This is a genomic window from Nostoc sp. DedSLP03 (assembly GCF_034530815.1).
Taxonomy (GTDB): Bacteria; Cyanobacteriota; Cyanobacteriia; order Cyanobacteriales; family Nostocaceae; genus Nostoc.
The window spans coordinates 62,823-78,786 of sequence record NZ_JAVRCK010000034.1; the positions used below are offsets into that span (position 1 = coordinate 62,823).

Annotated in this window: 14 protein-coding genes; 8 read left to right on the plus strand and 6 right to left on the minus strand. The window is 42.0% G+C overall.

Going from position 1 to position 15,964, the window contains the following annotated elements:
* The first annotated feature begins 229 nt into the window (after positions 1-229).
* Positions 230-919: a phosphorylase gene (locus RM368_RS17770; RefSeq protein ID WP_322695281.1), complete on the plus strand. Its 690-nt coding sequence runs from the start codon at positions 230-232 to the stop codon at positions 917-919.
* Between the two features lie 97 nt (positions 920-1,016).
* Here RM368_RS17770 and RM368_RS17775 read toward each other — a convergent pair whose 3' ends face one another.
* Positions 1,017-1,769, minus strand: a complete 753-nt coding sequence (locus RM368_RS17775) for an SDR family oxidoreductase (RefSeq protein WP_322695282.1) — start codon at positions 1,767-1,769, stop codon at positions 1,017-1,019.
* Between the two features lie 1,100 nt (positions 1,770-2,869).
* Here RM368_RS17775 and RM368_RS17780 point away from each other — a divergent pair.
* The 4 genes from RM368_RS17780 to RM368_RS17795 all read left to right on the plus strand — a co-directional run bounded on the left by RM368_RS17780 (position 2,870) and on the right by RM368_RS17795 (position 6,044).
* Positions 2,870-4,582 carry a bifunctional diguanylate cyclase/phosphodiesterase gene (locus RM368_RS17780; protein WP_322695283.1) on the plus strand — a complete coding sequence of 571 codons (1,713 nt, stop codon included), beginning with the start codon at positions 2,870-2,872 and terminating at the stop codon, positions 4,580-4,582.
* Between the two features lie 462 nt (positions 4,583-5,044).
* Complete coding sequence (locus RM368_RS17785; protein WP_322695284.1) at positions 5,045-5,227, plus strand: hypothetical protein; 183 nt, start codon at positions 5,045-5,047, stop codon at positions 5,225-5,227.
* Complete coding sequence (locus RM368_RS17790; protein ID WP_322695285.1) at positions 5,224-5,805, plus strand: Uma2 family endonuclease; 582 nt, start codon at positions 5,224-5,226, stop codon at positions 5,803-5,805. Before RM368_RS17785 ends, RM368_RS17790 begins: the two co-directional genes overlap by 4 nt.
* Positions 5,806-5,810: 5 nt before the next feature.
* Positions 5,811-6,044: a hypothetical protein gene (locus RM368_RS17795; protein WP_322695286.1), complete on the plus strand. Its 234-nt coding sequence runs from the start codon at positions 5,811-5,813 to the stop codon at positions 6,042-6,044.
* Here RM368_RS17795 and RM368_RS17800 read toward each other — a convergent pair.
* Positions 6,036-6,698 (minus strand): LuxR C-terminal-related transcriptional regulator, encoded by a 663-nt coding sequence (locus tag RM368_RS17800; protein ID WP_322695287.1) that lies wholly within the window; start codon positions 6,696-6,698, stop codon positions 6,036-6,038. The two genes, RM368_RS17795 and RM368_RS17800, sit on opposite strands and share 9 nt — an antisense overlap.
* A 187-nt stretch (positions 6,699-6,885) precedes the next feature.
* Here RM368_RS17800 and RM368_RS17805 point away from each other — a divergent pair, with 187 nt between their 5' ends.
* From RM368_RS17805 to RM368_RS17815, 3 genes are all read left to right on the plus strand, one after another.
* Positions 6,886-7,305, plus strand: a complete 420-nt coding sequence (locus tag RM368_RS17805) for a DUF6220 domain-containing protein (protein ID WP_322695288.1) — start codon at positions 6,886-6,888, stop codon at positions 7,303-7,305.
* Positions 7,306-7,367: 62 nt separating this feature from the next.
* On the plus strand, positions 7,368-8,045 hold the full coding sequence (locus RM368_RS17810; RefSeq protein WP_322695289.1) for a DJ-1/PfpI family protein: 678 nt from the start codon (positions 7,368-7,370) through the stop codon (positions 8,043-8,045).
* A 570-nt stretch (positions 8,046-8,615) separates the two neighbouring features.
* On the plus strand, positions 8,616-9,761 hold the full coding sequence (locus tag RM368_RS17815; protein ID WP_322695298.1) for a site-2 protease family protein: 1,146 nt from the start codon (positions 8,616-8,618) through the stop codon (positions 9,759-9,761).
* Between the two features lie 231 nt (positions 9,762-9,992).
* On the opposite strand, the gene RM368_RS17820 is transcribed toward RM368_RS17815, so the two are convergent.
* The 4 genes from RM368_RS17820 to RM368_RS17835 all read right to left on the minus strand — a co-directional run.
* On the minus strand, positions 9,993-10,712 hold the full coding sequence (locus tag RM368_RS17820) for a choice-of-anchor K domain-containing protein (protein WP_322695290.1): 720 nt from the start codon (positions 10,710-10,712) through the stop codon (positions 9,993-9,995).
* A 455-nt stretch (positions 10,713-11,167) separates the two neighbouring features.
* Entirely contained in the window at positions 11,168-13,381 is a 2,214-nt protein-coding gene (locus RM368_RS17825; protein WP_322695291.1) for a tetratricopeptide repeat protein, read from the minus strand.
* 406 nt (positions 13,382-13,787) lie between these two features.
* Entirely contained in the window at positions 13,788-13,967 is a 180-nt protein-coding gene (psb34, locus tag RM368_RS17830; protein ID WP_292858262.1) for a photosystem II assembly protein Psb34, read from the minus strand.
* Positions 13,968-14,216: 249 nt separating this feature from the next.
* The coding region (locus tag RM368_RS17835; RefSeq protein ID WP_322695292.1) for a thiazole synthase at positions 14,217-15,964 on the minus strand (1,748 nt) is incomplete at its 5' end.

Sequence of the window (15,964 nt, forward strand, 5' to 3'; positions counted from 1 at the left end):
TTGGAAAATTATCGTGTGGGTGACACAATTATTTAGTCATGCTACAGCAATCATCTTCGGTTTGCGAGTTTTGGTTACAACTAAACGGCAATATTACTTATTGTCACTTAGATATGACCAAATCTTTAAGGCAAGCAGTAGTTATTGTTGCGCCGCGACGGTGAGCAATCTTATTGCCTATCTACTCTAAACATTAATTGACCGTTAAAACTTAAAACTATCGAGACTAGTGCCTAATTTTTTGCCCATCAATACAATTTTGGTGCCTCAAGGAGCAGAATATAAAGCTGTGTGTCGCGGATTAAGCGGCATTACTGCCTCCATCCCAACAGTATTAGCCATACCTGTTGGGATGAAATCTTTACTCAAATACCTGCAACAAGGACAATTTCTGACTCCAAAATCCAGAGTCCTAATTATGGGTATATGTGGCAGCTTGAGCGATCGCTATACAGTTGGCGATCTTGTGCTGTATCAAAATTGTATTTATCAGGGGAAACAGCAAGAATGCGATCGCACTTTCACAGCACAATTGCACTCTTATTTATCAGAAAAAGCCTTATTAGTCAAGTCACTAACAAGCGATCGCATAATTTGGTCTGCTGCCGAAAAACGCCATTTGGGTAAGACTTTGGCGGCTGATGTTGTTGATATGGAAGGATTTACCGCTTTAGAATTTTTCAATGCGGCTGGGGTGTCAGTGGCAACGCTGCGAGTAGTTAGCGACGATTGTCAGCATAATATCCCCGATCTCACACCAGCAATCAACTCTGATGGCTCTCTAAACCCTTTTTTGTTAGCGATCGCCATGCTTCGACAACCTTTTGCCGCTACTCGGTTGATTCGAGGTTCATTGACAGCATTAAAGGTGTTGGAGCAAGTTACAAATCGGCTCTTTTCTGGCAATCAGCTGGAATAATTTGTTGCAGAATTAATGGCACACAGTTATTTGAGTTGAGCATTCAGCGAACCAGAAACAGCCTGTTTTTTAGGTTGCTGACCGCTTTGAGAACACTTCAAATCTGCGCCATGCCCCCATCGACGAAGAGTTCGATGCCGTTGACAAAGCTGCTGTCATCTGATGCAAGGAAGACAACAGCTTTAGCAATCTCGTCTGGTGTACCCACCCTCCCAAGGGGGATATTGTCAGCCTGACTTGCTATAAATTCCTGTACCTGCTCCTCAGTTAGTCCCAGAAGATTGTAGCCAGCAGTAGGTACGACACCAGGGCTGATGGCATTAACACGAATTTTGCGCTCTTTGAGATCGAGTGTCCAGTTGCGTGCAAACGAGCGCACGGCGGCTTTGGTGGCGCTGTAAACGCTGAATGCTGGGTTGCCTTTAATAGAAGTAATCGAAGCATTGAGGATAATTGAAGCTCCCTCTGACAACAAAGGCAATGCCTTCTGTACAGTGAAAAGCAGACCTTTGACGTTGGTGTTAAAGGTTTTGTCAAAGTGTTCCTCAGTAATCGATCCAAGCGGGGCAAATTCCCCACCTCCAGCATTGGCGAAAATGATCTCAAGGCGACCTTTCTCTTGCTCAATCGTGGTGTAAAGGCGATCGAGGTCTGTAAGAAGAGAAACATCGCTTTGAACGCCAGTGACGTTTTTACCGATCTCTTTGACGGCGGCATCAAGTTCATGCTGACGACGACCCGTGATGAAAACATATGCACCTTCGGCAACGAATCGCTTGGCAGTCGCAAGACCGATGCCGCTGGTGCCACCTGTAATGAGCGCGACTTTTTCTGAGAGCTTTTGTGACATAACGATGTTCTTTTGAATAAGGTTTAGTGATTGCGAGTTCGATCGCATATCGTTCAAGCTGTAAACCCACCATCGATCAAATGGCTGGCATCTGGTGCTTTGGTGAGCATAATAGTTACCAACAAAATGCTTATTTACCAATCGATACAAAAAGTATCCCTTGATTAAGTCTTGGTGTCAAGGAAGTTTTATACTTATAGGTATGAAAACGGAAAAATCTAATTAAGTCGCAAGGATTTCCTTGCGCTTTCGATATTGACGAAGCTTTAGAGCAAGCTTTGCAGATGTTTTGGCGCAAGGATTATCTGGGAGCATCCCTTATAAAGCTAACTGAGGCGATCGGCATTAACTGTCGGAGCCGAATGGCACGCTTGTAAAGCCCAAAGGTTTATGTTGTCTTGTTCCCAGCCTGGAGGCTGGGAATATATTTAAAGTGGGCTTCTGCCTCTTGTCAAGCTACTGGAGGCGGAGCTGACAAGAATGAGTTAAGAGCCTAGAGACTCTTAACCAGTCAGATCGAGGGCTGTATCTTTTCTTAGTACCATTCCTGTCTGAGTCTCTATGCTACCTTTGCTAATAAGGAAACTTTATTCTACTTCTTTAATTTACTAAAATCTTAGTTCAGGGTCTTTATAGTGTTGCATTTTTTTGATTGTATTTCTAAGACTAATTGCATTGATTAATCGAATAAAAAGTGCTATCCATAAGACCAAAAAAAGAATTATTTCTTATTTTTATGTGCTAGGAGCGATAGAAAATAATGCTTATATTTAGCTCGATAGAATTAACTTAAATAAAAGTTAGTCCGTCCGTTCAACAAAATCGCATTACAAAACTTTTTCTTACAGCTTCATATTAAACTTGTATAACGACTGACAGTGTAACACTTAATAAAGTTTTGATTATTCAATTGCTTGTGGAATAAGTTTTACAGAAACTTTATCGTAATGCATATTAAGTAAGAGTCTAAATTGGGAAGCATAATATATAACCTTGTCAGGGTTGGGTTCCATGAGAGCTAATTTTACTGGAATGTAAATTAAAAATACTTTTTTATCAGAATAGCTCGGAACTAATTTACCAACTATCAAACAAAATCTATGAAGCTCAATCACAAGCTTAATCTATACTCGTTCCTAGCTAGTTTTCCATTACTCAAAAAAAGTTACACCGCTAAAATCATGTTGGTGGCATTTTTGGGTACTCACATACCACTTCTAAGCTTACTCTTGAGTTTCGTTATCTCAAACTCCTATTCCTTGGAGATGGCGATTCGAGTGATGCTTATTGCTCTGTTGGCTACTTTAGCGGGTACAGCCGCCACTCTCTACGCACTACACCACCTGCTCAAACCGGTTATTTTGACATCTGCGGCATTGCAAAATTATCTAAACACCAAAACCTTACCTGAATTGCCCACAGATTTTGCTGATGAAGCCGGTACATTGATGGCGGATACTTCACAAACTCTTTACAAATTAGATGAATTAATTCATTACATCAGTAATTATGACGATCTAACTGGATTACCCAATCGCGATTTATTTCGCGATCGCCTCCATCAGACTCTATCTCAACCTGAAAATAACCAGCGCTTTGTAGCAGTCTTTTTGTTGGGTATTGATGATTTCACTGCGATGAGTCATGGTTTGGAGCATGAAACAACAAATTCGTTGTTAAGAGCAGTCGCTCAGAGGTTATCACTCTGTATGACACAAACAGATATTCTTGCCCATTTGAGTGAAGATGAATTTGCCATTGCCCACATAGACATTGTTTCTTTTGAAAGTGTGATTAAGCTATCTCAAATGGTATTAAGTACTCTGAACAAACCTTTTTCTATACAGGGTAACTTGATTCATATTACCGCCAGCATCGGCATCACAATTAATGGAATAAATGAGCGTAATAGCGTAGATCAACTTTTGCAACAGGCTCATATCGCACTGTACCAAGCGAAGCAGCAAGGGCGTAGCAAATACCAATTCTATTCGCCGGAGATTAATGCTCAGTTGCAGGAGCGAATAACTTTAGAAAATGAATTACGTGGAGCGCTTGAGCGCAATGAAATGCTGGTTTATTATCAACCTCTGATTGATTTACACAGCGGACAAATTACAGCTATGGAAGCGTTGGTTCGCTGGCAGCATCCTACATTAGGTTTGGTTTCTCCAACAAAGTTTATTCCCATTGCTGAAGCCAATGGTTTGATCCTACCAATTGGTGAATGGGTCTTGCGAATTGCTTGTGCCCAAAACCGTGCTTGGCAGCTTGCTGGATTTAACCCAATTCGGATATCTGTAAATCTGTCAGCCCGACAGTTTGAACTACCAAATTTGGTTGAGGTTGTCAGTCAAATTCTTGAGGAAACTGGACTTCAAGTATCTTATCTGGAATTGGAAGTGACAGAAAGCTTCTTGATGGCTGATATGGAGCGATCAATTAAAACCTTAAAACAATTACGAGAACTGGGTATATGCTTGGCTCTAGATGACTTCGGTACTGGTTATTCCTCCCTCAACTACTTGAAGCGCTTTCCTGTGAATATGCTCAAGATCGATCGGTCATTTGTACAGGATGTCACGTCCAATCCTGATAGTGCTGCCGTCACGAATGCGATTATTGCCCTGGCAAAAAGCCTGCGGTTGAACATCACAGCAGAGGGTGTGGAAACCCAAGAACAGCTTGACTACCTGAAAATGCTGGGATGTGATGAAGGTCAGGGTTACTACTTCAGTTGCCCTGTACCCGCCGATCTAATTACCCCGATGTTGCAGAAAATTTCTCAGCAGATGGAGAAAATTGCAGCATAAGTCGATACCTAAGCCATTACAACGTGTTCTATTTTGCACCTATCTCGGCGGCGACCCGAATACTTGTAAACCGCTACCTACCTACCTAGATTGAGATTCTTGTTGTGTGGAAGCGGGGCTTCCACACAAAAAATTATCCGAGTTTAGCCGCATTAAAATCTATTGGCAAATTCGCAGTAGTAAAAGGTGAGGCTAGTTTTATAGAGAACTGCGATCGCCCATTGTCTGCGAAATCCTCGATCTTCATACGACTGCCAGTATGTATCCGGCAATTTCTACTGAAGATTTGTTAAACATTCCGATCGCGCTACCGCAAGAATCTAGGGACTTCCAAATAAAAAAATAATCAATCGCTTTGGAGAGACTTGGGAGAGGGGGGAGACAAGGGAGAGGTATTGCTACCTTGTCTACCTTGTCCCCCTGCTCCTATTGGATGCAAAAATTGAGTAATGTAATTTTTGGATGTCCCCTATTCGCCAGAAAATCACAGAAAAGGTCAGAGCATCTCGCCAAGCGCGAGAGCAATCCAAACAACTGCTAGAAATTGCTAAAACAGGAGTAGAACGTGCGATTGAGACTGATGAAACGACAGCCACAATTTGGATAAACCAACAACTTGAAGCCTTGGGGGTAAAACTGACATGATTGCTCAACCTGAGACAAAACACTACACCGTTGAAGAGTACCTGGAGCTTGAAATCGCCTCCGATATCCGCAACGAATACCGTGATGGAGAAATTGTCCCTATGACAGGTGGAACACCCAACCACAATGATATTGCTGGAAACTTGTATATTTTGCTTAAATCTGCCCTAAAAGGCAAAGACTACCGGACTTTTTATGCCGATCAACGACTTTGGATTCCTAGTGCCAGCCTATATACCTATCCCGATGTGATGGTTCTGCCTAAATCCTTAGAACTTCAAGCTGGACGCAAAGATACCGTGGTGAACCCCTGCTTTATCGCTGAAGTGTTGTCTAAGTCCACCCAAAACTATGACCGAGGTGAGAAATTTGTTGCCTATCGTAAAATTCCTACCTTCCAAGAATATTTACTGATCGATCAATATCGCATACACGTTGAGCATCATGTTAAAAAAGCCGCTCATCAGTGGCTATTTTCAGAATATGACGATCCATCTGTCACCCTTTCTTTGAGTACCTTTGAGTTGCAAATTCAAATTGCAGAACTTTACGAAAATATTGATTTTTCAACCGTTTGAATTGAATGGCTAAAACACGAGTAGAGCAGGCGATAGAAACCGATGAAGCGATCGCAATGACTTGGATAAACCAACAACTTGCTCCAACCTTCAACCGAAATCTACGCGCTCTTGCTAAGAAATATCGCAGTATTCAGAATGATATACAACCTGTTATCGAACAACTTCAGCAGGGAGAGTTGCCAGGAGATCAAATACCTGGTGTTGGTTATCTCTTGATTCAGCAATACCTATTTTGAAATTGTGGAAAGCTTTGCAACCATCTGAGTCCGAGATGAAACCTCAAGCTTGCGAAACATCCTTTTTAAGGCTTGCTTGACAGAGTTTTCAGTAATCCAAAGTTCAGCACTAATTTCTGCATTGGTTTGCCCTTGAGCCACCAAGTCAGCAATTTGCATTTCACGAGGCGTTAAACGCTCTGTCTGTAATATTTGTGGATATTGCCGCGCCATTGCCACCCAAGTAGAAATATGCAAACAAAGCGCACTCAAATCTGTAAGATTTTGTGAATCAAATGCAGGCATTCCTTGCTGACGAGTAAAACCTATTGCGCCTACTAACTGACCATTGCTGACAATTGGCCCTGCCATAACGTGCCAGTGATCGGCACGAGGACAAATCAACTTCCATGTTTTCGGTTCTACTACCAAAGCTTCATGAACAGGGGCATGATGTTCTAGCAAGTAGCGTGCAACTGGGTTGTGTTGGGGTGATAATGCGGTTTCCACTGCTTTTTGGAGCTTGCTGTTAGCTAGAGGAATTTGAGCAAAGAAAAACAGCCCACATCGTGTAGCTGAAAAATATTCACTCATTTCGTTGCGTATGTGCGATCGCAACGTCTCTTCATCTTTAGCTTGAGCAATTGCATGAAACAGAGCTTGTAAGGCAATCATGATTGGCAAATTGTACCCTTTCGAGGTCTAGGCGCAGTATAGCAACCAGACTTATCTTAGCTTTAGTCATTTGTCATTTGTCATTAGTTTTTTTGGGCACTCTCTTGCGAGGTATGTACCAAAAAACTCTTTATCAATGACTAATGACCAATGACTAATTTATTTGCTTTTTTTGGATTACTTAACCATGACTCTAAATCCTGGGATTGATGATACACAGATATCCGGGCGCTGGATTCAAATTAGTTTTTTGATCGCAGTAGTGTTTTTTAATCTCTGTTTAGCAATCCAAGTATTCAGTGTTGGACTGGCTTACTTTTACAACTCTGATTGGTGGAACCTACATATCTGGCTCGTGCGAGGATATAGCGGACTCTCACTAATTTTGTTGATATGGGTGTTTCTAATGCCGTTTCCTTCAAAAGTCCAGCGCCTTACAGCAGGTATTCCAGTGCTGCTAGGACTGCAATTTCTCACAATTCACTTGAAGACTTCTTTTCCTTTAGCAGTCTTCCATCCACTTATCGGCTTTTCCTTATTTTCTATTTCTACAACCCTAGTTCATCGAACATTTCGCATTGTATTTCCTAACCACAACCAAGACTAAATCCTTAACTTTCAATTCTTTAAGGATAGATTTCATAGCAACTTTCATCAGGAGATTGATTCATGACTTACTCACAAAAACATATTATTGGCTTGGTACTTTATCCTGGCATGACAGCACTTGATATTGTGGGACCCCAGACAGTTTTTAATTCGCTTCCTAGTGTCCAGATCCACCGCATCTGGAAAGCTTTAGACCCGATCAAAACCGATGATGGAATGATGATTTTGCCCGATACCACCTTTGAAAATTGCCCACCTTTAGACGCGATCTGCGTTGGCGGCGGTTTAGGACAGAGTGCAGTAGTAAACGATCCAGAAGTGCTTGAGTTTTTCCACAAACAGGGGAGCACAGCAAAGTTCATCACCTCTGTGTGCGGTGGGTCTGAGTTTTTAGCAAAGGCAGGACTACTACAAGGCTATCGAGCGGCGACTCACTGGATGATGCGTGAACAACTCGCAACGTTGGGCGTTGAGGTCGGAACGGAGCGAGTTGTGATTGACCGAAATCGTATAACTGGTGGGGGGGTTACGGCAGGCATTGATTTTGGTCTAACGATCGCTGAAGTCCTTTGTGGTGAAGAAGCCGCCAAGATCGCTCAACTATTAATGGAGTACGATCCAGCTCCTCCATTCGATGTCGGTTCACCCGAAAAAGCGGGGGCTGAGTTAGTCAACAAAGCGATACTATATGCTGCGGGGACATTGGGTTTAAATGTAAAAATAGGCAGTCTGAGATGAGCACAAATTCGGAAGTTGAACGTGTATCCCACACGTTGGATACAAATCCGTTTTTATACGACTTAAACTGTCTTTAACCTCTGTTTGATTCCTCAGTTATTAACGATTGGGGTTGCCTAGTTCAGCGATCCTGCCTGGTGGACTATTCATGTTTAGCTCGTGCGAGGGTACAGTGGACTGTCCTTTTTATTACCAGGAGGGTTGTTGAGCACCCCATTTTAGACAGAAGTTGTGGGTATAGAGTAATACGCTTGGGTTAAGCAAATTTATCTGTTAAGGCAGGCTGTTCTTGAGCAGGGGAGGCAGGGGAAGCAGGGGGAAAGAAAAAAGCTTAACTGAACTGTATTGGAGTATAGAGCAGTATTAGTACAAAAAAATGTATCGAAATGCGCTATCGACGCGATCCAAGGTTTTTGAATTTGGATGCTCTCAATATTCCCAATAACCGCACCTTTACCGACGGACACCACTACCGCTATCAAGATTAAAATCTCTTAACCTTTCGTTACAATAAAGACATCGAGAAGGATGAAAGCAAACCTCTCGAAGCTGAAATCAAAGGTGAACGACATGAATGGCACAATTCGCGTTGGTAATCTCTTCGGAATTCCCTTCTATATCCATCCGTCATGGTTTTTAGTTCTGGGTTTAGTAACTTGGAGCTATAGCAGTGGACTGGCGGCGCAATTTCCCCAATTGTCTGCGGGATTGGCTTTGCTACTAGGATTGATGACAGCGCTGATGTTATTTGCCTCTGTCGTCGCCCATGAATTAGGCCACAGTTTTGTTGCGATTGGTCAAGGGATTGATGTTAAATCCATCACACTGTTTATATTTGGCGGTTTGGCGAGCTTAGAAAAAGAGTCGAAAACTCCAGGTGAAGCTTTCTGGGTAGCGATCGCAGGCCCAATGGTAAGTTTACTACTATGCGGTATCGTTACAGCTATTGGTGTTACTACTGCTGCATCAGGGCCGTTAGCTGCAATTCTTGGTGTTCTAGCTTCTGTTAACTTGGCATTAGCGCTATTTAACCTGATTCCTGGCTTGCCCTTAGATGGCGGAAATATACTGAAAGCAATTGTTTGGAAAATTACAGGTAATCCTTATAAAGGTGTCACCTTTGCGAGTCGAGTCGGACAAATTTTTGGTTGGGTAGCAATTCTTTCTGGTGTACTTCCTCTATTATTATTTGGCAACTCCGGTAACTTCTGGAACTTGTTAATTGGCTTCTTCTTGTTGCAAAATGCTGGTAATTCGGCTCAATTTGCCAGAGTCCAAGAAAAACTCACAGGTTTGACAGCCGAAGATGCTGTAACTCAGGACAGCCCGATTGTATCTGCTAATCTTACCTTAAGAGAGTTTGCTGATGAGCGAGTCATAAGTGGACAAAACTGGCATCGGTTCTTAGTGACTGATGATGATGGACAATTAGTAGGTGCGATACCTTCGGTGGGCTACGCCTACGCAGTTGATAATTTAAGAACCATCCCCACAACACTGTGGTCAGAAACTCAAGTTAAAGAAATCATGCGACCAATTACTGAATCTACCACAGTCCAATCAGATCAACCTCTGCTGGAAGTCATGCAGTTACTCGAACAACAAAAACTATCTGTGCTTCCCGTGATTCGTGAGAATGGCGTTCTAGTTGGAATCTTAGAAAAAGCTGCAATTATCCAGCTACTTCAAAACCGAACCCAACCTAACCCTGCATAAAGACGCAATTCATCCCGTATATCAAAAAACGCTAAACCCTTGTAGAGACCCGACAAATCGCGTCTCTACATTTTTATCACCCAAATTTTTGGTTGTATGAAAAAACTCCGTACAATTGAAAGAGCCTTCTTGATTGTTGCCTCTTATCTGTCCCTGCAAATAAGTTCAAAAATCAAATCGGATTGTTATGTAGCACTCCTATTTAATTTTTGAACAAAACTTAGTATATATCTATTCCCTATTCCCTGTATTTCTGTTCCAAGGATTTTTACGAGATATCAGGTATATCCCTAGCAATGATAGACCCAACACTGACGTAGGTTCGGGTATAGTTTTGATTTTGGCATAAATAGCTGTTGTAGTTGTAGCTTCTTCAAGAGCCTTAATACTTATCTGGCGACCGTCTAGATTAAAACCGATTAACTCAAGGGTATATTTATTACTTCCAAAGGTGAAATTGCGATTACTCAAATTTGTGTCTAAAAATACCAAGTCTGCACTCTTATCAGGATCTTTTGGGTCGTTAAGTGTATTTACTAAACGCAAGTTGAAGTCAAAAACTTGGCTGGTTTCCACAGGTGGGCTGAAAGATAGATTGAGATTTAAAGGTACAAATCCAACGCTTGAATCAGTGCGTACCTTACCATTAAAGTAAGTTAAATCAGCTATTTTGAATACAGAGTTAATGTCCGCAGAAAAGGAAGTTCCATTAGAGGTTAATTTATTTGGAAGTCCTGGCGGTAAATCAGCTTGACCCCAAGTGAATGTGTTACTTCCCACACCTGTATATATGGGATTAGTATCGGTGCTTCCTGGAGTTGGATTTCCCCATGTCGCACTAGAGATGCCAGAAAAAGTTAGAGCTTGTGCTTGACCAGAGAAACTAAATCCTGTGGCCGAACTCACAAAAAAACTAGATATAGCAGTAGCGAAAACAAAGCTTAGTTTCATAATTCTAGGTTTAAACGTTCATTCTGGAGCTTCTTTCAAGTAGGTATTCAGTCTACCTTAGTAAATTTACGGAAAATACGCCAATGTCTTCTTGTATTTTTTATAAAATATTTATGTGTATTTCAAAATAATTTAATGAATAATTTATATTTATGAAGTTAAAATTATGACTTGTTAAAATATATTTCACTAGTTTGTAATTAGTAAAATAGTAAACCGATTGCAAAATTTCCCTAATACGCTACCTCTGAGCAAGAGTGGAGACTTTAAGGTAAGTCAAAAGCGGATTAGGGTTCTTTTTTGATTTATGCAAGAAGTCTAGTAATTACGTAGGCAATTACGTAGGCGTAGCCCGTCGTAAACATCGCTACCTTACTTGACTTACCAATAAATTGTCAAGCTGATATGAAGTTACAGTTTTTTGACATTCTCCGCACTATGGAGACCAATGGGATTCATAATTTTGACAAAATCTCTGGTAACAACTGGCTAGGAACTTTAGATAAAGCCAGATTTTGTCCCTGTATCCCTAACTCATTATGAAAAGCACGAATAGTTTTCACCACATAAGCAAAGGTTGTTTGATAAGCCTCTGGTTGTTTACTTAATCCGTTTAAGGCTTGTAAATGGTTATCTAATGCTACTTCTAAGTGTTGAGAGCGTGTCGCTTTGTCAATATTAAAAGACTTATCTATTACTAGCTGATAATGTGCTAGTCCCAGGTTATTGTGAGAGGCAAGCAAATCAAAACTTAAAGAAGTACTGCTAAGTGAGTGAGCTAAAGCTATAGCTTCCTCATAAGCGTTGATACATAGTTGCAGATATTTTTGCCGTGCCTCTTTGGTAGTTTCAGATAGGTTTGCTAGATGCCAGTAAGCAGTACCCAGATTATTTTGTGTAGCGGCGCAGGCACTGGGAACATTAGCTGGAGTGCGATACTTGAGAGCTTCGCTATAAACATCTATGGCTAGCTGGAGATTTTGAGCAGGTTGTTCGTATTGTGCCAGATTCCAAAACGCAGTACCGATATTGTTTTGAATCATGCCATACTTGAGCGGTTCCTCTTTTGGGTTGTAGTGTGCAAGTGCTTCATTGTAAGCTGCGATCGCTTTCTTTAAATGCACAATCGGTTGGTTGTATTGCCCTAAATGCCAGTAGGCAGTACCCAAATTATTTTGGCAAGCCGCATACTTTAATGAATCCATTTCAGCTGTACGGTAGCTGAGTGCTTCACTGTAAGCCAAAATTGCCTGCTGCCAATTTTCCGCTGGGTGAGAGAAACGAGCTAAATCACCATAGGCTGTCCCCAAATTATTTTGTACGCGAGCGTAAGTTTCCAAATGTGTCTGAGGCGAAATTATCTTTAACGCCAACTGATAAAATTCTATTGCCTGCTCTATATAAGTTTGTCCCTCTTCAGAATTGGGTGGTGTGCGGTATAGCATCCAGTAGAGTGTACCCAAATCATTCAAGATATCTGGGAGTTGCGGTGAGCTTTCGTCATAGCTAATTGCTTCCTGATAAGCAATAATTGCCACCATTAAGTTTTCTAAAGTTGCCTCTCCTTGCTCAATGCGAAGACGGTATAAAGTACCCAAGCGATGATAAGCCTCTGCCAGTATCTCCTCTGAAACTCGCTTTTCGTGTAATTCTTCAATCTCCAATAAAATCTGCTGTGGTTGTAAAGAATCCTCTGTATTTTGAGTTGTATTTGTATTAATTGTTGCTGTTACTAGCTCCCTTAACTCACTGCTAATATGAGATAAAGACGACAGCGATTGATTATTACTCCCACTACCAGACCGATTTGTAGATTCCTGTTGTTGTGGCGTAGCCTTCAATAAATCTGCTGTTGATGGTGAAACTTCCTCAGTTTGGTGTAAGCGATTCCCTTGTATCTCTACTGGGAAATCTGAATTATTCTCAAACTTGAACTTAGTGGCTGCGGTTCTGAGTTCTGCTTGATTAGCTGATTCATCTAGAATCGACTGCTCAATATTCCCTAAATCCAAGCTTCCTGAACGTGAAAAACGTTCTGGATAGGCCAAATTCTGAGTTGTTGGTGTGGGTTCTCCGGCAAACACAAATACGCCAGTACGACAACGCCAAAACTGTGGTGCTGATTGCTTAATAGCCGACAACCAAGGACGTGGTATCCACAAAAGCAAATTAGATTCTAGAAATTGGTTGGATTCTTGTGTAGAGAAATATTGTTCGCTTAAGCGGAGATAGTGCAAAAATAAACGCTGTGTTGCAACTGGTTGCTTCGTAAGATGTTCCACGCCGACAATCTGAAATGCTGGTACTGGAAAAGGTCTTCCAGGAGTATCTTTTGATGCCTCAACAATTGGCGGTGGGTAATTAGTCAACCATTGATTAATCTGAATTATGGGATTGGGATCGTTTAAATTCAAACGCAACGTGACTAATCGCGGATAAGCTGGAGTGCTATTTTCCTGAGCATTTGATGATTGATATAGCACCTGTCCAACAGGATAAGCCAATGTAGAATGCAAACGGGCTGCTACCTGATTTCTTAAGTATAAATCATCACAAACTGCCAAAAGAATTTGTCGTCGTAAGCCAAGACTTAAAGCAAGTTTCAGGCGGTGGTATACTTGCCTATTCCAAGTAGAATTATTGTTGTGTGCAGTATCATTCACGGTCATAGCGGCTAAAAAGCCAAAACATAGTACATATCACCTTTCTGAGTGCATTCAAGTGGACTAAAGTCAACCCCTGCGGGGAATTCAAAATTCAAAATTCAAAATTGAAGACCCCACAGATAAATCCGGGGGCTTGAATTAATGTTGCTTTGCATTTTTTCTTTTCCATAAATAAATTCAGGGACTTGCATCCTTTTTTTCTTTGGTCATAATAAAAATGATTTTTAATAAGTAGATGTTGTGTTGCTGTGGATATATTGAGCCTTCAATTATAGTAGGAATGATAAAGTATAATTATATACTTTCATTCCTAGTTCAATTTTAACAAAAAATAAAAAAGCAGGCCCCTCTTAAAATCGGAACCTGAAATACTATAAAAAAGATGAAGTTTTCTTAAAATGTTTTACGATCAACTGCTCTTAGAAACAAAGAAGGCGACTAGAATCAAGCCGGCAACCAAAGCTGTAGCGGCAATTCCTAGTAGGATATAAGTTCGCTTTTGCCCTTCTGTGAGAGGTTCTGCTTGATAAACCTTTGGTTCCCGGGCAAAATTATTCAGAAGACCGCCTTCTTCATTGGTATAGGGCATGAATGAATTCCTTTATCTTTATCGTTAATTTAATGTTACATAAATGCTAAATCTGGTCTTAAACTGCTAGATAAATCGTTACATTTGTCATTTGTCATTTGTCATTGGGCATTGGGCATTAGAAAAGGAAAATTGAGGGCAAGGGAAAGAGTTGTTGCAAGTTCTCACTCAAGTCGCCTTGTCCCTTTGTCTGTCTTGTCTGTTTATTCTCCATGCCCCATACCCCATGCCCCATGCCCTATTCTTTCTCTAACTAGTAATCGTCCCAGTTAGAGGTGAACTAGGACTGGCGTAATCTTTCATAGGCATTCTGCCGGCAAGGTATGCTAGACGACCGGCAATTGTCGCTAAATTCATCGCATGAGCCATTGCTGCTGGTTTTGGGGAAAGAGCGATCGCACTATTAATTAACAAGGCATCTGCTCCCAATTCCATTGCCTGAGCGGCTTCTGAGGGCGAACCAATACCAGCATCTACCACCACTGGCACACCTGCATTTTCGATAATTATTTGGATATTGGCAGTTGTTTTCAGTCCTTGTCCAGAACCAATTGGTGATGCCAAAGGCATGACTGTAGCACAGCCTACCTCTTCTAAGCGCTTGGCTAACATCGGGTCTGCATTGATATAGGGCAATACTGCAAAGCCTTCTTTAACTAGTTGTTCTGCTGCTTGCAATGTCCCAATTGGGTCTGGGAGTAAATACTTAAGGTCGGGTATTACTTCTAACTTTATAAAGTTATTATCTTCTTGCCCCAATAATTTCGCCATTTCTCGCCCCAAACGCGCCACCCGAATCGCCTCTTCAGCAGTTTGACAACCTGCGGTATTGGGTAACATCCAGATTTTTGTCCAATCCAAGGCTTCAGCTAAACCTTCATGTCCCGGAGCCTTGGTTTGTACCCGTCGTACTGCTACGGTGACAATTTGGCAATCGCTGGCGGCGACGCTTTGCTGCATTTCCTCAATGCTGCGATACTTACCAGTTCCCGTCATCAAGCGGGATTGGAAGGTTTTGCCAGCGATAATTAGTGGGGAATCGGTAGAGACGCGATTAATCGCATCCGTGGGGAGTGGAGATATAGCAGAGTGATGTCCGTTAGAGAAATTAGCAGAGTGAGTCAGCATTGGGGTGGAGGTAGATGACTTGGACTGAAAACGCGAATAGTGAAAATCAGCAAGTAGGGGGTCAGATTTTTGTTCTAAGATTAAATCGGCAATCAAAGCGGCGGTTACGGGCGCAAGTAGAATTCCGTTGCGGTAATGACCCGTAGCAAAGGTTAAATTTTGACAGTGGCTAGTGCCAAGAATAGGTAATTCATCAGGGGTTGTTGGGCGAAATCCCCACCAAAATTCTTGAATGGGATAATGCTTTAATTGGGGATACAGCCGGATGGCAGCTTGTAGTAATTTTTGAATACCTTCTGGGGTGTTGTTGGGCATAAAGCCAACGTCTTCACTGGTTGCGCCAATAACCAGGCGATCGCGTCTTGGTACGATGTAAATATCCTGCCCGAACAAAACCCGCTTCAAAGGCAATTCCGGCGAAACTTCTGGTATCCGCACACTCAGCATTTGTCCTTTTCTAGGTAGCACGGGTAGCGGTAACAATTCATTTGACCAAGCACCTGAAGCTAAAATATAGTGCGTGGCGCGAATTATTCCAGCATTGGTTTGCACGCCAACCACCTGTCCCTGCTGTTGTAAAAATGCTTCTACTGTAATACCGTCTTTGAGTTCAACACCAACAGACTCAGCTGCCGTCCGCAATACATGAGCTAGAGCTTTATTATCAACTTGGGCGTCTTCAGGATACCACCAGCCACCAACTACCTCGGCTCCCAATCCTGGCTGATATTGATGAATTGCCTCTTTGTTTAACCAGTAAGCCGGGGAAGAGGCAGAGGGGCAGGGCGAAAGGTGCAGAGGAGAAGAATTTTCCCCCTGCTCCCTGCTCCCTGCTCCCTGCTCCCTGCTCCCTGCTCCCTGCTCCCTGC